This window comes from Paenibacillus rhizosphaerae, from assembly GCF_014192015.1.
GTDB lineage: Bacteria > Bacillota > Bacilli > Paenibacillales > Paenibacillaceae > Paenibacillus_AQ > Paenibacillus_AQ rhizosphaerae.
The window spans coordinates 23,066-47,335 of the sequence record NZ_JACHXJ010000011.1; the positions used below are offsets into that span (position 1 = coordinate 23,066).

Here is a 24,270-nt window from a genome sequence, read left to right on the forward strand (position 1 = left end):
TTTCGGCACTTCACAAAGTTATGCACAGCGTGCATTATTTTGTGCGGCGGCGAACGATATATTTGTCAGAAGCTTTGCCTTTTTTACGCGTTTTGTAACCAAGGGTTGGTTTGCCCCATGGAGACATTGGAGATTTACGTCCGATTGGAGCGCGGCCTTCACCACCACCGTGAGGGTGATCGTTAGGGTTCATAACTACCCCGCGAACTTCAGGACGTTGTCCGAGCCAGCGGCTGCGGCCAGCTTTACCGATTTTGATCAGCTCGTGGTCTTCGTTACCAACGGAACCGATTGTAGCACGGCAAACTTTAAGCAGTCTGCGAACTTCGCCCGAAGACAAACGTACGGATACGTATTTATCTTCTTTACCAAGAAGCTGAGCTTCGGTACCGGCAGCGCGAACCAATTGTCCGCCTTTGCCAGGCTGCAGTTCGATGTTGTGGATAACAGTACCTACCGGAATGTTCTCCATTGGAAGTGCGTTACCGATTTTGATGTCGGCGTTAGGACCGGATTCAATTTTGTCTCCCACTTTCAGACCTTTAGGAGCGATGATGTAACGCTTCTCTCCGTCTGCATAGTGGATCAGAGCAATATTGGAAGTACGGTTCGGGTCATACTCGATCGTAGCAACGGTACCTGGTATGCCGTCTTTCGTACGTTTGAAGTCGATGATGCGGTATTTACGCTTGTGTCCGCCGCCATGGTGACGAACCGTAATTTTACCTTGGTTGTTGCGGCCAGCTGTTTTGCTGAGCGGTGCAAGCAACGATTTCTCCGGCTGATTTGTCGTGATCTCTTCAAAAGTAGACACGGACATGTTACGTCTAGCCGGGGATGTCGGCTTATACTTTTTAATAGGCACGTGATTTCCTCCTTACTCTACAGATTCAAAAAACTCGAGCGCTTTGCTGTCTTTGCTCAGCGTTACGATGGCTTTTTTCCACTCGGTTGTATAACCGTTGTAGCGGCCATAACGTTTCGGCTTAGCAGGGACGCGCATTGTATTTACATTCGTTACTTTCACTTTAAAGATCGATTCAACAGCTTGTTTGATCTCGGTCTTGTTCGCACGGATATCCACTTCAAAGGCATACTTCAAGTCGCCCATATATTCAGCCGTACGTTCAGTGATTACTGGACGTTTGATAATATCACGAGGATCTTTCATTACGCGAGCACCTCCTCTACCTTCTGAACTGCTTCTTTCGTAATGATCAGTTTGTCGTACAGAAGTACGTCAAGAACATTAATGCCGTCTGCTGCAACAAATTTCACGCCAGGAATATTCCGTGCGGAAAGAGCCACATTATCATCATAGCCAGGAGCCACGATCAGAGCCTTACGTTCTACTTTCAGATTGTTCAGGATCGCTGCGAATTCCTTTGTTTTAGGCGTGTTCAGAGCGAGTTGGTCCAGAACGATCAGATTGTTAGCGATCACTTTGGAAGACAATGCAGATTTAATAGCCAGACGACGAACTTTCTTAGGAAGCTTGAACGAATAGCTGCGTGGTGTTGGACCAAACACAGTACCGCCGCCCTTCCATTGTGGTGAACGGATCGAACCTTGACGAGCACGGCCGGTTCCTTTTTGTTTCCAAGGCTTACGTCCGCCGCCACGTACTTCAGAACGGCCCTTCACTTTATGTGTACCACGACGCAAAGACGCTCTTTGCAGCAATACCGCTTGGTTCATCACGTGTACGTTTGGCTCTACGCCAAATACCGCATCGTTCAGTTCCAATTCTCCTACTTCGCTACCGCTGACATTAAACAGGGTTACTTTTGGCATTATGTGTTCCTCCTTTCCTTAGGTGATTATTTCTTCACCGTTTCGTTAATTTTAACGAAGCTGTTTTTAGGTCCAGGAATAGCACCTTTAACGAGCAGAACGTTGCGTTCTACGTCGACTCTAACAACTTCAAGTTTTTGTACCGTTACCGTAGCATTACCCATGTGTCCTGGCAGACGCTTACCTTTAGGAACGCGGTTAGCCTGGATCGAGCCCATGGAACCCGGTCTGCGATGGTAACGCGAGCCGTGAGCCATTGGTCCGCGGCTTTGTCCCCAACGTTTGATAACGCCTTGGAAGCCTTTACCTTTGGAAGTACCGGTTACGTCAACAAATTCGCCTTCTGCGAAGACATCCGCCTTCAGTTCTTGGCCAACCTCGAATGATCCGAGGTCAACACCGCGAATTTCGCGAACGTAGCGCTTAGGTGCAGTATTAGCTTTTTTAGCATGTCCTGCTTCTGGCTTGTTTGCACGTTTCTCCTTCTTATCGGCGAAACCGATTTGAATAGCTTCGTAGCCATCGTTCTCAAGATCTTTCTTTTGCAGAACAACACAAGGACCTGCTTCGATAACCGTTACAGGAATTACATTACCTTCTGGAGTAAATACTTGAGTCATTCCGAGTTTTTTTCCTAAGATACCTTTCATGTTGACACCTCTTTTCCCGTCTTAATTCATTTCGGATTACAATTTGATTTCGATATCTACACCGGACGGCAGGTCCAAGCGCATAAGAGCATCCACAGTTTGTGGAGTTGGGTTAACAATGTCGATCAGACGCTTGTGTGTGCGCATTTCGAATTGCTCCCGAGAATCCTTATACTTGTGTACCGCACGGAGAATAGTAATGATTTGTTTCTCAGTTGGAAGCGGAATCGGTCCAGATACACCAGCACCCGAACGTTTTGCAGTTTCAACGATTTTCTCAGCGGATTGATCAAGAATTCTGTGATCGTAAGCTTTCAAACGAATACGAATTTTTTGCTTTGCCATTTTAGTCCCTCCTTCTATCGCCCAATTTGGTATCGGACATACTCCGTGAAAATTTTCTAACCCACCGCTCCATGGCAAAGGGGCCGGGTGTGTCAGTAACCTCTCACATCATCGCAACGTCTCAGAACAACATTCACTATTATATATAAAGTATGGGCATAATGCAAGCTTTAAATGAAAAGCGGTATTGTTCTTTTCTTCCTACTATATAAAGAAAGGAATCCTCCCGCCAGGAGAGGATTCCTCTGTATGTCTTGCGTTTACAACACAGCGTTAATCGTTCCAGCATATCGTTGCTATATGGAAGGCAGTTGGCCTTTTAATTATTTGCTGATTGTTGCGATGGCACCAGCAGCTACTGTACGTCCACCTTCACGGATCGTGAACTTCGTTCCTTCTTCAATCGCGATTGGAGCGATCAGTTGAACGGTTACAGTGATGTTGTCGCCAGGCATAACCATTTCAGTTCCTTCTGGAAGGTTAACCACACCAGTTACGTCCGTTGTACGGAAGTAGAACTGAGGACGGTATCCAGTGAAGAAAGGCTTATGACGGCCACCTTCTTCTTTAGTCAAAACGTATACTTGAGCAGCGAACTCAGTATGCGGTTTAACGGAAGCCGGTTTGCAAAGTACTTGACCGCGCTCGATTTGGTTACGGTCTACACCGCGAAGCAGGGCACCGATGTTGTCACCAGCTTGAGCGGAATCCAGCAATTTACGGAACATTTCAACGCCCGTAACGACGGATTTCTTAGTTTCTTCAGCGATACCAACGATTTCAACTTCGTCGCCCACTTTAACCGTTCCGCGTTCTACACGGCCTGTAGCAACCGTACCACGACCAGTGATGGAGAATACGTCCTCGACTGGCATAAGGAAAGGTTTGTCAGTGTCGCGCTCTGGAAGAGGGATGTACTCATCGATGATGTTGAACATTTCGATGATTTTTTGTGCCCACTCGCCGTCTGGGTTTTGCAGAGCTTCACGAGCGGAACCTTGGATGATTGGAGTGTCGTCGCCTGGGAACTCATATTCGTTCAGCAGGTCACGAACTTCCATTTCAACCAGTTCAAGAAGTTCAGCGTCTTCAACCATGTCGCATTTGTTCAGGAATACGACGATGTAAGGTACGCCTACCTGACGGGAGAGCAGGATGTGTTCGCGAGTTTGCGGCATTGGGCCGTCAGCTGCGGATACAACCAGGATCGCTCCGTCCATTTGAGCAGCACCAGTGATCATGTTTTTAACATAGTCGGCGTGCCCTGGGCAGTCAACGTGTGCGTAGTGACGGTTAGGAGTTTCATATTCCACGTGTGCAGTGGAGATTGTGATACCGCGTTCGCGCTCTTCTGGAGCTTTGTCGATTTGATCGAATGCTACTGCAGCACCACCGTAAGTTTTGGACAATACAGTCGTGATAGCAGCAGTCAGAGTTGTTTTACCATGGTCGACGTGACCGATAGTACCGATGTTAACGTGCGGTTTAGTACGTTCAAACTTAGCCTTTGCCATTTGAACAATTCCTCCTTAAATGGATTGAATATAGGTTTTATGTTTGAACTGACCGGTGTTTATGCAAGCAGTTCTGGATGTAATCGTACCGGTCAGGGTTTAAAACTCAAAAGCAGAAATTACTCGTCAGTTCCTTTGGACTTCGAAACAATTTCTTCAGCGATGTTCTTAGGAACTTCTTCGTAGTGGGAGAGTTCCATGGAGAATACGCCGCGCCCTTGGGTACCGGAACGAAGTGTCGTCGAGTATCCGAACATTTCGGAAAGAGGCACTTTCGCACGGATGATCTGAGCGCCGGAACGGCTATCCATACCTTCGATACGTCCGCGGCGGGAGTTCAGCATGCCCATTACATCGCCCATGTATTCTTCAGGCACTGTAACTTCGACTTTCATGATTGGCTCGAGCAGGACAGGTTTACACTTGTCTTTAGCTGCTTTAAGCGCCATGGAACCGGCAATCTTAAACGCCATTTCATTGGAGTCGACATCATGGTAGGAACCGTCTACGATTGTAGCTTTGATGTCTACAAGCGGGAAGCCGGCAAGAACACCATTCTTCATGGCTTCTTCGATACCATTCAGTGCAGGCTGGACGTATTCTCTTGGTACAGAGCCACCGACGATCTTGCTGTCAAACTGGCTGCCAGTACCTGCTTCGAGAGGTTCGAACTCAACCCAGACGTGACCGTATTGACCACGACCACCGGACTGACGAACAAATTTACCCTCAACGCGAGCAGCTTGACGGAAGGTTTCACGGTAAGCAACCTGTGGTTTACCCACATTGGTTTCTACCTTGAATTCACGACGCATACGGTCAATGATGATATCAAGGTGAAGCTCACCCATACCAGCCAAAATTGTTTGGCCAGTCTCTTCATCTGTATGAGCACGCAGCGTAGGATCTTCTTCTGTCAATTTGCCCAAAGCAACGCCCATTTTATCTTGGTCGGCTTTGGTTTTAGGCTCAACTGCGATTTCGATAACCGGATCCGGGAAGTTCATGGATTCCAGGATAACCGGAGCTTTCTCATCGCAGAGCGTGTCGCCCGTACCGGTATCTTTCAAGCCTACGGCAGCCGCGATGTCACCGGAGTAAACTTCGCTGATCTCTTGACGGCTGTTCGCGTGCATCTGAAGGATACGGCCGATACGTTCGCGTTTGCCTTTGGTAGCGTTCAATACGTAAGAACCGGATTGAAGAATACCAGAGTATACGCGGAAGAACGTCAGTTTACCAACATAAGGGTCAGTCATGATTTTGAATGCCAGAGCCGCGAACGGTTCTTCATCGGAAGAATGACGCTCAACTTCCGTACCGTCTTCAAGGTGACCTTGAATCGATGGCACGTCAACTGGAGCTGGCAGATAATCGATAACAGCGTCCAGCATCAGCTGAACCCCTTTGTTGCGGTAAGAGGAACCACAGATAACCGGGAAGATCTTAACTTCGCAAACCCCTTTGCGGAGGGCAGCTTTCAGTTCCGAAACAGTGATTTCTTCACCTTCCAGATACTTCATTGTCAGGTCTTCGTCGAGTTCTGCAACTTTTTCGATCAGTTCAGCGCGAAGTTCTTCGACTTTGTCTTGGAACTCGGCTGGAACGTCGACTACCTCAATGTTTTGACCCAGGTCGTCTTTGTACATATGAGCTTTTTGCTCAACCAGGTCAATGATGCCCACGAAGTCGTTCTCTGCGCCGATCGGCAATTGAATCGCTACTGCGTTCGCTTGCAGACGATCGCGCATGTCGTTAACAACGTTCAGATAGTCGGCACCGATAATATCCATTTTGTTTACATATGCGATCCGCGGAACGCCGTAGCGGTCAGCCTGTCTCCATACGGTTTCAGACTGAGGCTCAACGCCCTCTTTCGCACTGAAAACACCTACTGCCCCATCCAATACACGAAGGGAACGTTCAACTTCAACCGTGAAGTCAACGTGCCCTGGGGTGTCAATGATATTAACGCGGTGACCTTTCCACGAAGCGGTCGTCGCAGCGGAAGTAATCGTGATCCCGCGCTCCTGTTCCTGTTCCATCCAGTCCATTGTAGCCGCACCCTCGTGAACTTCACCGATTTTGTGCGTACGGCCTGTGTAGAACAAGATCCGCTCTGTGGTGGTCGTTTTACCAGCGTCAATATGCGCCATGATCCCGATGTTGCGTGTATTTTTCAAGGAGAACTCTCTTGCCATGAAAATAGTCTCCCTTCAAAATTGAAGTATAATTTATTGAGCTGAATCCTACCAGCGGTAGTGAGCAAACGCTTTGTTCGCTTCAGCCATTTTGTGAGTGTCCTCGCGTTTCTTAACGGAAGCGCCTGTGTTGTTGGAAGCGTCGATGATCTCAGCCGCCAAACGCTCTTCCATTGTCTTCTCACCGCGGTTGCGGGAGTAGTTCACGAGCCAACGTAATCCCAAAGACGTACGTCTTTCAGGTTTTACTTCAATCGGCACCTGGTAGTTGGCACCGCCGACACGGCGTGCTTTAACTTCCAGCACTGGCATGATATTTTTGATGGCTGCTTCAAACACTTCCATAGGATCTTTACCCGTACGTTCTTGAATCAGCTTGAACGAATTGTAAAGGATGCTTTGGGCAACACCTCTTTTACCATCCAGCATGATGCGGTTGATAAGGCGCGTAACCAGCTTGCTGTTGTACACCGGATCCGGCAATACGTCTCTCTTACTAACTGGACCTTTGCGTGGCATGGATATCCCCCTTTCTCAATTCTTGAACTCTTATAGAATCAATTACGATTTTTTAGCTTTCGGACGTTTCGCGCCGTATTTGGAACGAGCTTGCATCCGGTTGTTCACACCTGCAGTATCAAGCGCACCGCGAACGATATGGTAACGAACACCTGGAAGGTCTTTTACCCGTCCACCGCGAACCAATACCACACTGTGCTCTTGCAGGTTGTGTCCGATCCCCGGAATGTAAGCAGTCACCTCGATGCGGTTCGTCAAACGAACACGGGCATATTTACGAAGCGCGGAGTTCGGTTTCTTCGGAGTCATTGTACCTACACGGGTGCAGACACCACGTTTTTGAGGAGCACTAAGTCCTGTCTCTTCACGCTTCAGAGCGTTGTATCCTTTCTGCAATGCAGGGGACTTCGACTTGTAGATCTTAGCTTGACGTCCTTTGCGAACTAGCTGGTTAATTGTTGGCATGTTAGCCACCCCCTTCCCATAATACTTATCCTCATTACAAACCTCTTTTTAAGTCCACAGACCCAGGCGGTTCATAAAAGAACAAATGAAAAGTCTTTGCCGGAAGAACTCTGTTGATTTCCCCAACAAAAACGTTCCTTACAACTATGATTTAACGATGGCGGCCATCGCTGCGCCCACTTCAATTCCACATGCTTTACCCAAATGATGCATAGTATCCACATAGGTGATCTTCACTCCATGCTTAGTGCAAAGAGCTTCGACCTTTGAAACGAGCCGGTGTTCCGCATCTTCCGCCACAAACACTTCGGCGGCTTGGCCCAATTCTACGAGTTTCATCGTTTGTTTGGCACCGATCTTGACATGAGCATCCTGTAATCCTTTATCATTAGACATTTTGATATCCTCCAAAAGCACAGGAATACTTAACTACTCACGCACCTTTGCTATATTAGCACTTGCATTAGGCGATGTCAAGAATGTTTCAGGAAAGTTTTCGCGGAAGCAGCCTTTTTTCATGCCGCCTCCGCGTAAAACCGCCTGAATTACAGTCTATTACTCTACGGTTGCCGTTTCAAGCTCTTTGGAGTCCTGATCTTCGCCGTTCGGATCATCGAATTTGACGCTGCGGTAACGGTTCATACCGGTACCTGCAGGGATCAATTTACCGATGATGACATTTTCTTTCAGGCCGAGCAGCTGGTCAACCTTGCCTTTGATCGCCGCATCGGTAAGAACGCGGGTCGTCTCCTGGAAGGATGCCGCGGACAAGAAGGAATCGGTCTCCAGGGAAGCCTTGGTGATACCGAGCAGAACCGGTTTGGCCACCGCAGGCTCTTTTCCGGACAGGATTGCATCTTTGTTCGCTGCTTCGTATTCATGAATGTCGGTGAATGATCCAGGAAGAAGCGGTGTATCTCCTGCATCGACGATACGGATTTTACGCAGCATCTGCTTGATCATGACTTCGACGTGCTTATCATTGATTTCTACGCCCTGGTTACGGTATACGCGCTGTACTTCCTGCAGAATGTAGTTCTGCACCCCGCGGATCCCTTTAATGCGCAGCATTTCTTTCGGGTCGATGGAACCGTCTGTCAGCTCGTCGCCGGCTTCGATTTCCTGACCTTCGCTTACGCGCAGACGGGAACCGTAGGTAACGGAGTACACTTTCGTTTCCGCTTCACCTTGGACTTCGATTTCACGACGGTCTTTCGCTTCGCGGATTTCCTTCACGACGCCGTCGATTTCACTAATGGTTGCCTGACCTTTCGGATTCCGGGCTTCGAAAAGTTCCTGAATACGCGGAAGACCTTGGGTAATATCGTCCCCTGCGACACCACCGGTATGGAACGTACGCATAGTAAGCTGGGTTCCTGGTTCACCGATGGATTGCGCGGCGATGATGCCGACCGCTTCCCCGATTTCCACGAATTTGCCTGTGGCCAGGTTGCGTCCGTAGCACTTCTTACATACGCCGTGACGGGCACGGCAGCTGAGTACCGAACGGATTTGCAGTTTCGTTACGCCGGAGTTGACGATCAGGTTCGCTTTATCCGAATCGATCAGCTCGTTGCGGTTAACCAGAATTTCGTTGGTTTCCGGATGACGAACCGTCTCGAAGCAGTAGCGTCCTTCAATACGGTCATACAGATCCTCGATAACCTCTTTACCATCCTGAATCCGGCTGACGGTAAAGCCTTTATCCGTACCGCAGTCTTCTTCACGGACGATAACGTCCTGGGCAACGTCTACCAGACGGCGTGTCAGGTAACCGGAGTCCGCTGTACGCAGCGCGGTATCCGCCAGACCTTTACGGGCACCATGCGTCGACAGGAAGTACTCGAGGACGGTCAGACCTTCACGGAAGTTGGATTTGATCGGGAGTTCGATGATCCGGCCGGATGGGTTCGCCATCAGACCCCGCATGCCGCCGAGCTGAGTAATCTGCGATTTGTTACCCCGTGCTTTGGAATCAACCATGAGCATGATGGAGTTAAAGCGGTCCATGGATTTCATCAGGATGTCCGTAATGTCATCCTTCGCTTTGGACCAAATATCGATAACGCGGTCGTACCGTTCTTCGTTCGTAATCAAGCCGCGGCGGTACTGGTTCGTAACGACCGCAACCTTCTCGTCGGATTCCTTCAGGATCGCCTGCTTTTCATCAGGAACGATAACGTCGGATACCGCAACGGTTACGCCGGCACGCGTCGAATACGTGAAGCCGAGCTGCTTGATTTTGTCCAGAATAACGGAAGTTTCCGTCGTGTGGTAAATCTCGAAGCAGCGGGCAATGATTTGACCCAGATACTCTTTACCAACGGCGCTGCTTATAGGCAGGTCGTTCATGCGCTCGCGGATGTCCGCGCCTTTTTCATAGACGAAATATTTATCCGGCGTTCCGTTGAACAGGTTGTCACGGGTTGCTTCATTAATATACGGGAAGCTGCTCGGGAAAATTTCGTTGAAAATGATGCGTCCGACGGTCGTCAAGAGCATTGCGTCCTGCTGTTTGTCGGTAAAGCTCGTTTTGCCGAGCGCTTTTACCGGAATGGCTACCCGTGCATGCAGACCTGCCGTTCCGCGTTGGTAAGCCGATACGGCTTCGTTCACGGAGCTCAGGATCATGCCGGAACCTTTCTCTTCCTTGTTGTCCATGGTCAGATAGAAAGATCCGAGAACCATATCCTGCGAAGGCGTTACGACAGGTTTACCGTCTTTAGGGTTCAAAATGTTGCCGGATGCCAGCATGAGAATACGGGCTTCAGCCTGTGCCTCTGCGGACAGCGGAACGTGAACCGCCATCTGGTCGCCGTCGAAGTCGGCGTTGTAAGCCGTACATACTAGCGGATGCAGACGGATCGCGTGACCTTCCACCAGGATCGGCTCAAACGCTTGGATACCGAGACGGTGAAGCGTAGGGGCACGGTTCAGCAGAACCGGATGCTCTTTAATGACTTCTTCGAGAACGTCCCAGACTTCCGGACTTACGCGCTCAACCTTACGTTTGGCGCTCTTAATGTTATGGGCGAGGCCCTTGTTTACAAGTTCTTTCATGACAAACGGTTTGAACAATTCCAGCGCCATTTTCTTCGGCAGACCGCACTGATACATTTTCAGGTACGGACCGACGACGATAACGGAACGGCCGGAGTAGTCAACGCGTTTACCGAGCAGGTTTTGCCGGAAACGTCCTTGTTTACCTTTCAGCATGTGGCTGAGGGATTTCAACGGACGGTTGCCTGGTCCCGTTACAGGACGGCCGCGGCGGCCGTTGTCGATCAGGGCGTCAACCGCTTCCTGCAGCATCCGTTTTTCGTTCTGAACGATGATGTCCGGAGCTCCCAGATCAAGCAGACGCTTCAAGCGGTTGTTCCGGTTGATCACGCGGCGGTACAGGTCGTTCAGGTCAGACGTTGCGAAACGTCCACCGTCCAGCTGCACCATCGGGCGCAGTTCCGGAGGGATAACCGGCAGCACGTCCATGATCATCCACTCTGGCTTGTTGCCGGAGTTGCGGAAAGCCTCGATGACTTCCAGACGCTTGATCGCACGGTTACGGCGCTGGCCTTGAGCCGTGCGCAGCTCTTCCTTCAGAAACTCGAGTTCTTTTTCGATATCGAGATCCTGCAGCAGCTTCTTGATCGCTTCAGCACCCATGCCCGCTTGGAAACCATAGCCGTATTTTTCACGGTAGCTGCGGTATTCCTTCTCGGACAGAAGCTGTTTCTTCTCCAGAGGCGTATCTCCAGGGTCGGTTACTACATAAGATGCAAAGTAAATGATCTCTTCCAGAGATCTTGGCGACATATCCAAAGCGAGACCCATACGGCTCGGAATGCCTTTAAAGTACCAGATATGGGATACAGGAGCTGCCAGCTCAATATGGCCCATCCGTTCGCGGCGCACCTTCGCGCGGGTAACTTCTACGCCGCAGCGATCGCAGACTACGCCTTTGTAACGGACACGCTTATATTTGCCGCAATGGCATTCCCAGTCTTTTTGCGGTCCAAAAATCCGTTCGCAGAACAGGCCTTCTTTCTCCGGTTTGAGCGTACGGTAATTGATGGTTTCCGGCTTTTTCACTTCTCCGCGGGACCATGAACGAATTTTTTCCGGGGATGCAAGCCCGATCTTCATGAATTCGAAATTGTTAACGTCCAACAAGGAGCAACCCTCCTTAACCTAGTCCTAATGATTTGAACCGTGAATGAGGACGGACGGTATCACCGCCCGCCTTCATACGGTCTTTATTCCACTCCGACTTCTTCGCCTTCCAGGTTGAGGCTCAGCTTATCGCCGGCTGCCTCGTCTTCATCATCGAGCTCTTTCATCTCGATCTCCTGCTCGTCACCGCTCAGGATCTTAACATCCATACCGAGGGATTGAAGCTCTTTGATCAGAACCTTGAACGATTCAGGAACACCCGGCTCCGGAACGTTCTCGCCTTTAACGATGGACTCGTAGGTTTTCACCCGGCCGACCACATCGTCGGATTTGACGGTCAGGATCTCTTGCAGTGTATATGCGGCGCCGTATGCTTCCAGCGCCCAAACTTCCATCTCACCGAAGCGCTGTCCGCCAAACTGGGCTTTACCACCCAGAGGCTGCTGCGTAACGAGCGAGTATGGTCCAGTTGAACGGGCATGGATTTTATCGTCAACCATGTGGGCCAGCTTGATCATGTGCATGACGCCAACGGTAACCTCACGTTCGAACATTTCGCCCGTGCGGCCATCGTACAGACGCGTCTTACCGTTGCGCTGCATACCGGCTTCTTCCATGGTGTCAAATACGTCATATTCGTTGGCACCGTCGAATACCGGCGTGGCCACGTGAATACCAAGGCGCATGGCCGCAAAGCCCAAGTGGACTTCCAGAACCTGCCCGATGTTCATCCGGGAAGGTACCCCCAGCGGGTTCAGTACGACCTGTACCGGCGTACCATCCGGCAGGAACGGCATATCTTCTTCCGGCAGGATGCGGGCCACGACCCCTTTGTTACCGTGACGTCCGGCCATTTTGTCACCCTCAGAAATTTTACGCTTCTGAGCGATGTACACCCGAACCAGTTGGTTTACGCCAGGAGGCAGCTCGTCGCCGTTCTCGCGGGTAAATACTTTAACGTCCACGATAATCCCGTCACTACCATGCGGTACGCGCAGGGAGGTGTCACGCACTTCACGCGCCTTCTCACCGAAGATGGCGTGCAGCAGGCGTTCTTCCGCCGTCAGCTCCGTTACGCCTTTCGGTGTAACTTTACCAACGAGAATGTCGCCGGCGCTGATTTCGGCACCGATCCGGATAATGCCGCGCTCGTCGAGGTTCTTGAGAGCTTCCTCGCCGACGTTCGGAATATCGCGGGTAATTTCTTCCGGTCCGAGCTTCGTATCGCGCGCTTCGGATTCATATTCCTCGATGTGAATCGAAGTGTACACGTCTTCCTTCACCAGCTTCTCGCTGAGGAGGATGGCATCCTCGTAGTTATAACCTTCCCAGGTCATGAATGCTACGACGACGTTACGTCCGAGAGCCAACTCGCCCATTTCCGTCGAAGGTCCGTCCGCGAGGATGTCACCTTTCTTGATGATGTCGCCTCTCTTCACAATCGGACGCTGGTTGATGCATGTGCCTTGGTTCGAACGCATAAATTTGTGTAATTTATGTTTAACGATGTCGCCTTTGACTTCTTTGCCGTCTACGGTCTCGATGCGGCGCACCCAGATTTCGTTGGCGGATGAACGTTCAACTACACCGTCATATTTGGAAACGATACATACCCCGGAATCCTTCGCAGACTTGTGTTCCATTCCTGTACCAACCAGCGGGGCTTTAGGCACGAGAAGCGGCACAGCCTGACGCTGCATGTTCGATCCCATCAGGGCGCGGTTGGAGTCGTCATTCTCAAGGAACGGAATCAGCGCTGTCGCCACCGACACGACCTGTTTAGGCGATACGTCCATGTAGTCCACGCGCTCGCTCGGCATCGGCAAGATGTTGTCGGACTGCTTGTTGTACCGGACGATAACCATATCCTCAGCAAACGTGCCGTCTTCATTCAGCACTGCGTTCGCCTGTGCAACCACATAGTTGTCTTCCTCATCGGCCGTCAGGTAATCGATCTGGTCGGTCACGACACCCGTCTTCGGATCGACCCAACGGTACGGAGCTTCGATAAAACCGTATTCGTTGATCCGTGCGAACGTAGACAAGGAGTTGATCAAACCGATGTTCGGACCTTCCGGTGTCTCGATTGGACACATCCGGCCATAGTGACTGTGATGGACGTCACGAACTTCAAAGCCCGCGCGCTCACGCGTCAAACCGCCGGGTCCGAGTGCAGACAGACGGCGTTTGTGCGTCAGTTCGGCAAGCGGGTTGGTCTGGTCCATAAACTGGGACAGCTGGGAGCTTCCGAAGAACTCCTTGATCGACGCGATAACCGGACGAATGTTGATCAGGGCTTGCGGCGTGATGACATTCGCATCCTGAATGGACATTCTTTCGCGTACGACGCGTTCCATACGGGACAGACCGATACGGAACTGGTTCTGCAGCAGTTCACCGACCGAACGCAGACGACGGTTACCGAGGTGGTCGATATCATCCGTGTCGCCGATGCCATGCAGCAGGTTAATAAAGTAGCTGATCGAGGAAATAATATCAGCAGGCGTAATATGTTTAACCGATTTATCAATATTACCGTTCGCAATCACTTTGACGACCTTGCCGTCTTCGATCGGGGAGAATACGTCGATGCTCTGCATCGGAATGTCGTCGGCATCGAGCACACCATTGGCAACATGGTACGTCTTGTGTCCGACATTCTTCTCCAGATGCGGTAGGATTTCGTCAAGGAGACGGCGGTCTACCATTTGTCCGGCTTCCGCAATGATCTCACCGGTATCGGTGTCGATCAGCGATTCAGCAAGACGCTGGTTGAACAGACGGTTCTTGATATGCAGCTTTTTATTGATTTTATAACGGCCGACATTGGCCAGATCATAACGCTTTGGATCAAAGAAGCGCGCTACCAGCAAGCTCTTCGCATTGTCGAGGGTAGGCGGCTCGCCCGGGCGGAGGCGTTCATAAATTTCGATGAGCGCTTTTTCCGTGGAATCGGTGTTGTCTTTGTCCAGCGTGTTGCGGATGTATTCGTCGTTGCCGAGCAGGTCCAAAATTTCGGCGTCGCTGCCAAAACCAAGCGCCCGGAGCAAAACGGTAACCGGGATTTTACGGGTACGGTCGATCCGGACATACATGATGTCCTTCGCATCCGTCTCCAGTTCAAGCCAGGCACCACGGTTTGGAATCACCGTCGCAGTATAGGTTTTCTTACCGTTTTTATCGACTTTCGTGCTGAAATAGACGCTAGGAGAGCGTACCAACTGGCTGACAATGACCCGTTCTGCACCGTTGATAATAAATGTACCGGTCTCCGTCATCAGAGGGAAATCTCCCATGAATACTTCCTGTTCTTTGACTTCTCCGGTTTCTTTGTTGATGAGCCGTACTTTCACCCGAAGCGGCGCCGCATACGTCACGTCACGCTCTTTCGCGTCATCGACGGTGTATTTGGGTTCGCCCAGGCTGTAGTCGATGAACTCCAGCACCAAATTGCCCGTAAAATCCTGAATTGGCGAGATATCCTGGAACATTTCGCGCAATCCTTCCTCCAAAAACCATTCGTATGATTTCTGTTGGATTTCGATCAGGTTCGGAATCTCAAGTACTTCATTAATTCGTGCATAACTTCGCCGAGTGCGTCGACCATACTGAACAAGATGTCCTGCCAACTTTAACTCACCCCTCATGTCTACTCACTTTAAAAATTGATTGCGAACCTCTGTTTGGAACCTTATAATGGATTCATGCAGAGGATTCATCCACAAATAAAGAAAAGCCCTTACCCGAATGCTTTCGAACAAAGAGCAACTTATCCATGGTCTTGCCTTCTAAACATAGAAGTGACTTCATATCCAGTAGATTTGCCCAAAATGTACATATTATACGTGGACATGCCCTATTTTATGCATATCTCCGCATAAAAACTATTGACATTTCAGCCAACTAAAGACAAGAAGCCTATCCTAATACTGACATTTTATAATAATATCACACATGATTTTTCAAGTCAATAGTCCTATTGCAAATTATTGAAAAGATTTTGTAGCCTTAAAAATCCGGTACCCTTTATCCTTGGTGACTTCCTCCACCTGTGCAAACAAGCTCTCCAGCTTCGCCTTTGCCGATGGTGCCCCCTGCTTCTTCTGAATCACAATCCATAAGGCTCCTCCTTCACGAAGATGCTCATACGCCTGCTCGAAAATCCGATGCACTGTTTCCTTGCCGGCACGAATCGGCGGATTGCTCAGGATGACATCGAAAGCCTTCCCTTCTACCTGCTGCAGCAGATCACTCTCCAGAATCGTCACGTTCGTAATTCCGTTCAGCCTGGCATTTTCCTTGGCGAGTTCCACCGCACGGCTGTTCACATCCAGCATCGTCACATGCCCATCCCCGGCCAGTCTTGCCGCCACCAGTCCGATGGGACCGTACCCGCAGCCCACATCCAGAACTTCGGACCCCTGCGGAATATCCATCGCTTCGATCAGTACCTTGCTGCCAAAATCAATTCCCTTCTTGGAAAACACCCCGGCATCGCTCGTGAACTTGTAGACTGCACCCCGCAGTCGCTCTTCCAGACTCCGCCGGTCATGTCCGGCTTCAGGCTGGTTGGAATAGTAATGCTGTGACATGCTTTCCCTCCGAATCCTTGGTTTCATTACACAGGATCCCCTGGTTCTAGACGTTTAGTCACAAGGGATGCGGTTTTACAAAAACAAACCCCTTGAATGATCAAGGGGTTTGCTATGTGCTTCAAGTGAGAAGGAATTACTTCACTTCTACAGTAGCGCCTGCTTCTTCCAATTTAGCTTTAACGGATTCAGCTTCTTCTTTAGCCACTTTTTCTTTCAGTGGTTTTGGAGCGTTGTCAACGAGTTCTTTAGCTTCTTTCAAGCCAAGACCCGTGATTTCGCGAACGGCTTTGATAACGTTGATTTTGGAAGCACCAGCGCTAGCCAGGATTACGTCGAATTCAGTTTGCTCAGCAGCTTCAGCTGCGCCAGCGCCGCCGCCAACTACAGCTACTGGAGCTGCAGCAGTTACGCCGAATTCTTCTTCGATTGCTTTAACCAGGTCGTTCAGTTCCAAAACAGTCATACCTTTGATTGATTCCAAGATTTGCTCTTTACTCATGGTTGAACCTCCATTTTATAATAAAATTATTTTTGTTTACTTTAAGCAGTCAGAACGGGAAGCTTACGCTCCTTGTTCTTCTTTCTCAGCCACAGCCTTAACTGCAAGCGCGAAGTTGCGAACTGGAGCTTGAAGCACGCTGAGGAGCATGGAAAGGAGACCTTCGCGGGATGGCAGTTCTGCCAGCGCCTTGATTTGGTCAACGCTGACTACACGGCCTTCAACCACGGCACCTTTCAGTTTCAAAGCTTCGTTCTTCTTAGCAAAATCGTTAAGGATTTTAGCTGGTGCTACGGCGTCTTCTGCACTGAATGCGATAGCTGTAGGACCGGTCAATACTTCGTCCAGTTCAGTCAGCTCAGCAGCGGCAGTCGCACGGCGCAGCAAAGTGTTTTTCAACACTTGGAATTCAACACCCGCTTCGCGAAGCTGCTTACGCAGTTCGGTAGCTTGGGCAACGTTCAATCCGCGGTAGTCGGCTACTACTGTCGTTGCACTTCCGCGCAATTTCGCAGTTACCGCATCTACAGCTTCTTGTTTCGCTTGAATCACTTTTGCGTTTGCCAATGTCTACACCTCCTGAAAGTTTCAATGACTGTCCGGCCGGACTTGCCGGCCGCCAGTTCGATCTACGTCGGAATCCGCTTCGAGTCTGAGTACTCTCGGCTTCTCCGATTTCATAGGCAAGTAAAAAGCCTCCGTAGATTTACGAAGGCCTGATGAATGATGATTGTCCGACAAGATGCAGGAAAATCATATATATTCTATCACAACACCTCGGTAGGAAATTAAGCCAATAGGCACCTACTGTCTACGGTAAGCATATTCAACTTTAGTGGTCGGTCACAAGGACCTAAACAACAACTTTTATATAGTAACAGATAACTCGGAACGAGTCAACGATAACTTATTTAAAGGTTGCTGTATTCACGCGTGCGCTTGGTCCCATCGTCGAGGATACGGCGATCCCTTTCAGATAAACACCTTTTGCAGCAGCTGGTTTAGCACGGTTGAGTGCGTCGATGAGAGACTTGAGGTTCTCATTCAGTTTGGCCGCATCAAAGGATACTTTACCGATCGGTGCGTGAATTTGACCTGCTTTGTCCAGACGGTATTCGATTTTACCGGCTTTGATTTCTTGAACAGCCTTGGCAACATCGAACGTCACTGTTCCTGCTTTAGGGTTAGGCATGAGGCCTTTACCACCGAGCAGACGACCCAGTTTACCGACTTCGCTCATCATATCAGGTGTAGCGACGCAGACGTCGAATTCGAACCAGCCTTGTTGGATCTTGTTGATCATGTCCTGATCGCCAACAAAATCCGCGCCGGCCGCTTCCGCTTCCTTCGCTTTGTCACCTTTCGCAAATACCAATACGCGTTGTGTTTTACCCGTGCCATGAGGCAGGACAACAACACCACGAACGGCTTGGTCTTGTTTACGTGGGTCAACACCCAAACGAACTGCAACTTCAACGGTTTCGTCGAACTTGGCAGTCGCAGCCTTTTTCACAAGCTCTACAGCTTCTGCTGGCTCGTATACTGCTTCGCTGTCGATCAGCTTGGCAGCTTCAACATATTTCTTACCATGTTTAGCCATGTTTGTTCCTCCTTTGTGGTTTTAGCGGATATTCCTCCCACATGTGCCGGCCTCATAGGCCGGGTGTCGCAAGAAAAACCGGATTAGTCTTCGATTGTGATACCCATGCTGCGTGCAGTACCTTCAACCATACGCATAGCTGCTTCAACAGAAGCGGCGTTCAGGTCAGGCATTTTTTGCTCAGCGATTTCACGGACAGTGCTGCGTTTAACGGTAGCGACTTTCTTCTTGTTAGGTTCGCCGGAACCTTTCTCGATTTTGGCAGCTACGCGAAGCAGAACTGCAGCCGGTGGAGTTTTGGTAATGAACGTAAAGGAACGATCCTCAAATACCGAAATTTCAACCGGAATGATCAAACCAGCTTGATCAGCGGTACGAGCGTTGAATTCTTTACAGAATGCCATGATGTTGACACCTGCTTGACCCAATGCTGGACCTACTGGCGGGGCCGGATTCGCTTTACCTGCAGGGATTTGCAGTTTAACAACCTTGATTACCTTCTTTGCCATGTAAGACACCTCCTTCAAAAGTGGTTAGCGGGCCTCGGGGCCCTCCCACAAGAAACCTGAAGAACTTTATATCTTCTCCACCTGAGTATAATCCAGCTCAAGCGGGGTTTCCCGTCCAAACATGTTGACGTGTACCTTCAGCTTGCTCTTGTCGACGAGAATTTCTTCTACCGAGCCAACAAAATTCGCAAAAGGACCAACTTTGATCCGTACGGATTCTTTAATATCGAATTCGATCTTCGGCTTCGGCTCTTCCATACCCATATGCTTCAGAATCTGTTCCACTTCTTCCGGAAGCAAAGGCGTCGGCTTGGAACCCGAACCCGTTGAACCGACAAAACCCGTAACCCCTGGCGTATTGCGGACAACGTACCAGGAATCGTCAGTCTGGATCATTTCCACCAAGACATATCCGGGGTAAACCTTTCTCATGACGACTTTTTTCTTGCCGTCCTTGTTTACCACTTCTTCTTCCATCGGAACAAGAACGCGGAAAATCTTGTCCTCCATGCCCATGGACTCAACGCGCTTTTCCAAATTGGCTTTGACCTTATTCTCATACCCAGAGTAGGTATGAACTACGTACCATCTTTTTTCCATATCAAGCCACCCGGGACCCTTCTTAAATAATCGCTTCGATCACAGCGGAAATGCCGATATCTAGAACCCAAAAATAAATCGTGACGATCGCAATGGTGCCAAGTACGATAAGCGTGTAATTCGTCAACTCTTTACGATTAGGCCAGCGAACTTTTTTAAGTTCCGCCCAGCTTTCAGAGAAAAAGGAAAACAGAGACTTGAAACCTTTCACGCCGACTACACCTCCAAAAAACTATCTGGTTTCGCGATGAGGAGTTTGCTCGTTACAAAACTTGCAAAATTTCTTCATCTCCATGCGGTCGGGGTGATTTCGCTTGTTTTTGGTCGTCGTATAGTTTCTTTGTTTGCAATTCGTACAAGCCAAAGTGATAATTACCCGCATGCTGTGCACCTCCCGAAGACGTCCTTCTATTTCAGAAGAGTCAATATTGATCCCTAGTAGGAAACAGCCTAAACTTTTCATCGCTGAAAAGAAAAAAAACCGTTCCTGCGAAATGAACGATTAAGCTAGTGCCGAAGCCTTTGCTCTCTCATTCATTAAAACACGCGAATTTAGGCCTACCTAAAACACTTTATCACAAGGGTCAAACCATGTCAACGAAAGAATGGCCTTGTCAATACGCGTTTAAAAACCACGATTCCCTGTCGTTTCAAGCCTTTTTTCTCATCATAAGCCGCCTGCATTCATTTACCAGTATGATTCATTCGTCCAGAGGTTAAACCTCGGCACTTCCGGTGTGAATAAAAAAAGACTCCTTACGAGCCTTTCTTCACCTTAGCGTCTGTTCAGTTGTCGCGAACTTCCAAATATCTCTCCAGCTTGCGCTTGACCCGCTGCAGAGCATTATCGATTGATTTCACATGCCGTTTCAAATCCACCGCAATTTCCTGATAGGAGCGGCCGTCCAAATACAGCATCAGCACTTTGCGCTCCAAGTCGCTCAGAATCTCGGACATCTTGTCCTCGAGTCCGACGAACTCTTCCTGGTTAATAATCAGCTCTTCCGGATCGCATACCTGCGAGCCGCAAATCACGTCAAGCAGCGTACGGTCGGAGTCCTCATCATAGATAGGCTTGTCCAACGACACGTAAGAATTCAGCGGGATATGCTTCTGTCTCGTCGCGGTCTTGATTGCCGTAATGATCTGCCTCGTAATGCACAGCTCGGCAAAAGCCTTGAACGAGGACTGCTTGTCCCCTCTGAAATCACGGATCGATTTGTATAAACCGATCATGCCTTCCTGGATGATATCCTCGCGGTCGGCGCCGATCAGAAAATAAGATCTGGCTTTGGCCCGCACGAAATTCCGGTACTTGTTAATCAAGTACTCCAGCGCTTCACTGTCACCCTCGCGGAAATATTCGACTACGTCCTCATCCGTCTTGTAATCATAATCAGATAACATTAACTCTTTAAGGTCGACGCTCACCAAGAAACCCCCCGGCTGCAACGCAAGGTACCCGTTACTCGTGAAATATACGAACAGTATAAATGATGCTCTCCGAGCCGTCAACCACGGATTATCCAAAAAAGAACAGCGATAGCAAAATTGTCAAGAGCTGCATATTTGTCATTTCATACAAAAGTTGGCTATTCCCGCCGCCACCGTTCGAAGATTTCGCGGATATCTGGTGACAGCTTGCTGTCCAGCGTATTGCGCGTCGATTTGGCCTGATCTTCCTTGATCCGCTTCTGGATCATCTGCTCGCTGTTCTCCACTTCGATCAGCAGCTCCCGGGCGGACAAGCGGAGCGCTCCCCGCGCAAAGATGACATGCTGTTCGATCAAATCGCTGGTCGCCACATAGATCTGCCTGCTTCTCCGGGTCAGCTCTCCAACCAGGCGTTCAATGCATTCGTCCGCTGTCTCCTTCTCCTTCGTAAAGTACACCTGGACCTTGCTCTGGGAAAAGGATTTGCCCAGCCCCGGCACCCGGTAGGCGTCAAATACCGCGATCACTTTTCTTCCGGAAAAGGCCTGATAATCGGCCAGCCTGGCCAGCAGCTCGTCCCTGGCCTCCTGCATGCTGATCTGCGACAGCTCTGCAAGGGAAGGCCATCCACCGATCATGTTATAGCCATCGACCAGAAGCACATCGCGCAAAGCCGCCATTCCGGCTAACCTTGGGTGCGGCGCCGGCGCAGAACTTCGTACATCACGACTCCCGCGGCCACGGAAGCGTTAAGCGAGTTGATTTGACCTTTCATGGGGAGTTTCACCAAAACATCGCATTTTTCGCGAATCAGTCTGCCCATGCCTTTCCCTTCGTTGCCGATGACCACGGCGACGGGGCCGTCAAACACATTGGTGTCGTACATCTCGGAAGAAGCCGAAACGTCGGTACCTACGACCCAAATCCCTCTCTCCTTCAGTTCTTCAATGGTCTGCCCCAGGTTCGTTACGCGTGCGACCGGGACGTATTCGGCGGCGCCGGCGGACGTCTTGGACACGGTCGCGGTGACCTGCGCCGACCGGCGTTTCGGCACGATTACCCCATGTACGCCGGTGCAGTCCGCAGTCCGGAGAATCGAGCCGAGATTGTGCGGATCTTCGATCTCATCCAGCAGCAGGATGAGCGGCGCCTCGCCTTTGGCTTCCGCCGCCTGCAGGATGTCCTCCACTTCGGCGTAAGCGTAAGGCGCAGCCTGCGCGACCACGCCCTGATGCTGCATGCCCGGCGCCATCTGGTCCAGCTTTCGCTTGTCCACCTGCTGAATGACGACGCCAAGCTTTTTGGCCTCGAAAATGATCGGCTGCGTCAGATGCTTTTGGGCATTTTCCGCAATCCATATTTTATTGATCGTCCGCCCGGATCGAAGCGCTTCGGTGACCGAATGCTTCCCGGCAATGATTTCTTCCTCCATCGATTTTCCTCCTGATTCTTATTGCCTGTGATGGCCTGCTGTCTTATTTCTTCTTGGGCTGCTGCTCTATGAACCGGATCCCCGCGTCGATTAACTCCTGCAGCCGCTCGAACTGTCCGGTGTAGTACAAGTAACCGATCAGGGACTCGAACGCGGTGGCATGCCGGTATTCCAGCACGTCGGCATTTTTCGGAATGGTGCCCGACTTGGCGTTGCGGCCCTGACGGACCACGTCGCGCTCCTCTTCGGTCAGCATCTCCTCCAACGCGCCGATAATCCGGCTCTGGGCTTTGGCTGAGACAAGTCCGGTCGCCGAACGGTGTAGCTGATTGGGCCGCAGGTTCGTCTTGGAGATCAAATATTGGCGGATGGCCACCTCATAGATGGCATCGCCAATATACGCCAGGACGATCGGCGGAATCAGCCGGGCCGGCTTGGAAGGCGGGTAGCTGAACATCCAGCTCCCCGCACTTTCCGGCAGCAGTTCGTTTCCGTCCGCCCCGCTCATTTGCGGCGCCAGCGCATGCCCTGCGCCGTATCCTCCAGCAGAATTCCTTTGGCCGCAAGCTCGTCGCGGATTTCGTCCGCACGGCTCCAGTTTTTGTTTTTGCGGGCTTCGACACGCTCGGCGATCAGCTGCTCCACTTCCTCGTCCAGAAGCTCGGCCTTTTCCTCGAAATACAGCCGCAGCACCGCGTTCAATTCGTCAAAAGCCGCCAGCATCGCCTGCAGTTCCGCAGGGTTCGCCACAGGCTCCTGAAGCAGCAGGTTGGCTTCACTGACCCATTCGAATACGGAGGTAATCGCATCCGGCGTATTGAAATCGTCGTTCATTTTTTCATAGTAGGAAGCCAGAATCGCATCCAGCTTCTGCTGCACGGATTCGCGGACGGGACCGTTTCCGTCCGGAGCCACCGTATCCAGGCGGTGCTTCATATTCGTGACGGCGTTGGCGATCCGCTCCACGCTCTTCATCGCCTGATCCATCGTCTCGCTGTTGAAGTTGAGCGGATTGCGGTAATGCGTGGACAGCATAAAGTAGCGGATCGCTTCTTTTTTATATTGTGCGCGCAAATCTTTGACCAAAATGCCGTTTCCGAGCGATTTCGACATTTTTTCGTTATTGATCTTGATGTACCCGTTATGCATCCAGTAGTTGGCCAGCGGCTTGCCGGTCAAAGCTTCCGACTGCGCAATTTCGCACTCGTGATGCGGGAACTGCAGGTCCTGTCCGCCTCCATGGATATCCAGGGTGTCACCAAGGTAGCGGCGGGCCATGGCCGAGCATTCGATGTGCCAGCCAGGGCGGCCGTCGCCCCAAGGGCTCGCCCAGAAAATCTCTCCCGGCTTCGCCGCCTTCCAGAGCACGAAGTCCTCCGGGCTTTCCTTCCGCTCGTCGACGCCGATCCGGATGCCGAACTGCAGCTCCTCCAGCTTCTGATGCGAAAGCTTGCCGTAACCCGCAAATTTGCCGGTCCGGTAGAACACGTCGCCCCCTTTTTCATAAGCGAAGCCTTCGTCTTCCAGCTCCTTGATAAAGGAGATGATGTTATCCATGTTCTCCGTCACCCGCGGGTTGATCGTCGCCTTATGGATGCCCAGCCCGTCGAGGTCCTCGTAGTACGCTTTAATAAACGTGTCCGCCACCACCGGCACGGTGCTGCTCATCTGTTCGGCCTTGCGGATCAGCTTGTCGTCCACATCCGTGAAGTTCACCACGTAATTAACTTCGTTGCCGATCTGCTCCAGATACGAGCGAACGACGTCGAAAAAGATCATCGGACGCGCATTCCCAATATGAATGTAGTCGTATACGGTCGGACCGCACACGTACATGTTCACCTTTCCCGGCTGCTTCGCCACAAACTCTTCTTTCGCCCGGATCATCGTGTTATAAATTTGAAGGGCCATATCCACATTTCCTTTCATTCATGAAATTCGCT

At 50.5% G+C, this 24,270-nt stretch carries 25 protein-coding genes and 1 other annotated feature; all 25 genes read right to left on the minus strand.

What is annotated here, in order from left to right; translation table 11 throughout:
• Positions 1 to 34 precede the first annotated feature (34 nt).
• Positions 35 to 865: a 50S ribosomal protein L2 gene (rplB, locus tag FHS19_RS33275; RefSeq protein WP_076176738.1), complete on the minus strand. Its 831-nt coding sequence runs from the start codon at positions 863 to 865 to the stop codon at positions 35 to 37.
• A gap of 12 nt (positions 866 to 877) precedes the next feature.
• Positions 878 to 1,171: a 50S ribosomal protein L23 gene (gene rplW / locus FHS19_RS33280; RefSeq protein ID WP_076176737.1), complete on the minus strand. Its 294-nt coding sequence runs from the start codon at positions 1,169 to 1,171 to the stop codon at positions 878 to 880.
• Positions 1,171 to 1,794 carry a 50S ribosomal protein L4 gene (gene rplD / locus FHS19_RS33285; protein ID WP_076176736.1) on the minus strand — a complete coding sequence of 208 codons (624 nt, stop codon included), beginning with the start codon at positions 1,792 to 1,794 and terminating at the stop codon, positions 1,171 to 1,173. Before rplD ends, rplW begins: the two co-directional genes overlap by 1 nt.
• Positions 1,795 to 1,820: 26 nt before the next feature.
• Positions 1,821 to 2,444 (minus strand): 50S ribosomal protein L3, encoded by a 624-nt coding sequence (gene rplC / locus FHS19_RS33290; protein ID WP_094600179.1) that lies wholly within the window; start codon positions 2,442 to 2,444, stop codon positions 1,821 to 1,823.
• 36 nt (positions 2,445 to 2,480) lie between these two features.
• Positions 2,481 to 2,789, minus strand: coding sequence for a 30S ribosomal protein S10 (gene rpsJ, locus FHS19_RS33295; protein ID WP_005544556.1), 309 nt, complete (start codon positions 2,787 to 2,789; stop codon positions 2,481 to 2,483).
• Between the two features lie 323 nt (positions 2,790 to 3,112).
• Positions 3,113 to 4,303, minus strand: coding sequence for an elongation factor Tu (tuf, locus tag FHS19_RS33300; RefSeq protein WP_145030007.1), 1,191 nt, complete (start codon positions 4,301 to 4,303; stop codon positions 3,113 to 3,115).
• A gap of 119 nt (positions 4,304 to 4,422) precedes the next feature.
• Positions 4,423 to 6,504 (minus strand): elongation factor G, encoded by a 2,082-nt coding sequence (fusA, locus tag FHS19_RS33305; RefSeq protein ID WP_183587594.1) that lies wholly within the window; start codon positions 6,502 to 6,504, stop codon positions 4,423 to 4,425.
• Between the two features lie 48 nt (positions 6,505 to 6,552).
• Entirely contained in the window at positions 6,553 to 7,023 is a 471-nt protein-coding gene (gene rpsG, locus FHS19_RS33310; protein ID WP_145030011.1) for a 30S ribosomal protein S7, read from the minus strand.
• A 42-nt stretch (positions 7,024 to 7,065) separates the two neighbouring features.
• Positions 7,066 to 7,488, minus strand: coding sequence for a 30S ribosomal protein S12 (gene rpsL, locus FHS19_RS33315; RefSeq protein ID WP_076176731.1), 423 nt, complete (start codon positions 7,486 to 7,488; stop codon positions 7,066 to 7,068).
• 144 nt (positions 7,489 to 7,632) lie between these two features.
• The gene (locus FHS19_RS33320; RefSeq protein WP_152400028.1) at positions 7,633 to 7,884 is read right to left on the minus strand and encodes a ribosomal L7Ae/L30e/S12e/Gadd45 family protein; all 252 of its coding nucleotides are present in this window, start codon (positions 7,882 to 7,884) and stop codon (positions 7,633 to 7,635) included.
• 159 nt (positions 7,885 to 8,043) lie between these two features.
• Positions 8,044 to 11,658 carry a DNA-directed RNA polymerase subunit beta' gene (gene rpoC / locus FHS19_RS33325; protein ID WP_183587596.1) on the minus strand — a complete coding sequence of 1,205 codons (3,615 nt, stop codon included), beginning with the start codon at positions 11,656 to 11,658 and terminating at the stop codon, positions 8,044 to 8,046.
• Positions 11,659 to 11,741: 83 nt separating this feature from the next.
• A complete protein-coding gene (gene rpoB, locus FHS19_RS33330) occupies positions 11,742 to 15,287 on the minus strand; it encodes a DNA-directed RNA polymerase subunit beta (protein ID WP_183587598.1) in 3,546 nt (1,181 codons plus the stop codon).
• A 357-nt stretch (positions 15,288 to 15,644) separates the two neighbouring features.
• Positions 15,645 to 16,250 carry a class I SAM-dependent methyltransferase gene (locus FHS19_RS33335; RefSeq protein WP_183587631.1) on the minus strand — a complete coding sequence of 202 codons (606 nt, stop codon included), beginning with the start codon at positions 16,248 to 16,250 and terminating at the stop codon, positions 15,645 to 15,647.
• 136 nt (positions 16,251 to 16,386) lie between these two features.
• On the minus strand, positions 16,387 to 16,752 hold the full coding sequence (gene rplL / locus FHS19_RS33340; RefSeq protein ID WP_094600187.1) for a 50S ribosomal protein L7/L12: 366 nt from the start codon (positions 16,750 to 16,752) through the stop codon (positions 16,387 to 16,389).
• 63 nt (positions 16,753 to 16,815) lie between these two features.
• The gene (gene rplJ, locus FHS19_RS33345) at positions 16,816 to 17,319 is read right to left on the minus strand and encodes a 50S ribosomal protein L10 (RefSeq protein WP_183587599.1); all 504 of its coding nucleotides are present in this window, start codon (positions 17,317 to 17,319) and stop codon (positions 16,816 to 16,818) included.
• A gap of 112 nt (positions 17,320 to 17,431) precedes the next feature.
• Positions 17,432 to 17,587 (minus strand) — a sequence feature (ribosomal protein L10 leader region).
• 72 nt (positions 17,588 to 17,659) lie between these two features.
• The gene (rplA, locus tag FHS19_RS33350; RefSeq protein WP_076176724.1) at positions 17,660 to 18,352 is read right to left on the minus strand and encodes a 50S ribosomal protein L1; all 693 of its coding nucleotides are present in this window, start codon (positions 18,350 to 18,352) and stop codon (positions 17,660 to 17,662) included.
• Between the two features lie 83 nt (positions 18,353 to 18,435).
• Entirely contained in the window at positions 18,436 to 18,861 is a 426-nt protein-coding gene (gene rplK / locus FHS19_RS33355; RefSeq protein ID WP_076176723.1) for a 50S ribosomal protein L11, read from the minus strand.
• Between the two features lie 66 nt (positions 18,862 to 18,927).
• The gene (nusG, locus tag FHS19_RS33360) at positions 18,928 to 19,461 is read right to left on the minus strand and encodes a transcription termination/antitermination protein NusG (RefSeq protein ID WP_076176722.1); all 534 of its coding nucleotides are present in this window, start codon (positions 19,459 to 19,461) and stop codon (positions 18,928 to 18,930) included.
• Positions 19,462 to 19,483: 22 nt separating this feature from the next.
• Positions 19,484 to 19,672 (minus strand): preprotein translocase subunit SecE, encoded by a 189-nt coding sequence (gene secE, locus FHS19_RS33365; RefSeq protein WP_076176721.1) that lies wholly within the window; start codon positions 19,670 to 19,672, stop codon positions 19,484 to 19,486.
• Between the two features lie 21 nt (positions 19,673 to 19,693).
• Complete coding sequence (gene rpmG, locus FHS19_RS33370) at positions 19,694 to 19,843, minus strand: 50S ribosomal protein L33 (RefSeq protein WP_076176720.1); 150 nt, start codon at positions 19,841 to 19,843, stop codon at positions 19,694 to 19,696.
• A 404-nt stretch (positions 19,844 to 20,247) separates the two neighbouring features.
• Positions 20,248 to 20,892 (minus strand): RNA polymerase sporulation sigma factor SigH, encoded by a 645-nt coding sequence (sigH, locus tag FHS19_RS33375; RefSeq protein ID WP_076176719.1) that lies wholly within the window; start codon positions 20,890 to 20,892, stop codon positions 20,248 to 20,250.
• 161 nt (positions 20,893 to 21,053) lie between these two features.
• A complete protein-coding gene (locus tag FHS19_RS33380; RefSeq protein WP_183587601.1) occupies positions 21,054 to 21,575 on the minus strand; it encodes an NYN domain-containing protein in 522 nt (173 codons plus the stop codon).
• 5 nt (positions 21,576 to 21,580) lie between these two features.
• Positions 21,581 to 22,327: a 23S rRNA (guanosine(2251)-2'-O)-methyltransferase RlmB gene (rlmB, locus tag FHS19_RS33385; RefSeq protein WP_183587603.1), complete on the minus strand. Its 747-nt coding sequence runs from the start codon at positions 22,325 to 22,327 to the stop codon at positions 21,581 to 21,583.
• Between the two features lie 43 nt (positions 22,328 to 22,370).
• Positions 22,371 to 22,835, minus strand: coding sequence for a Mini-ribonuclease 3 (locus FHS19_RS33390; protein WP_183587605.1), 465 nt, complete (start codon positions 22,833 to 22,835; stop codon positions 22,371 to 22,373).
• A complete protein-coding gene (gene cysS / locus FHS19_RS33395) occupies positions 22,832 to 24,238 on the minus strand; it encodes a cysteine--tRNA ligase (RefSeq protein WP_183587607.1) in 1,407 nt (468 codons plus the stop codon). Before cysS ends, FHS19_RS33390 begins: the two co-directional genes overlap by 4 nt.
• Positions 24,239 to 24,270 lie beyond the last annotated feature (32 nt).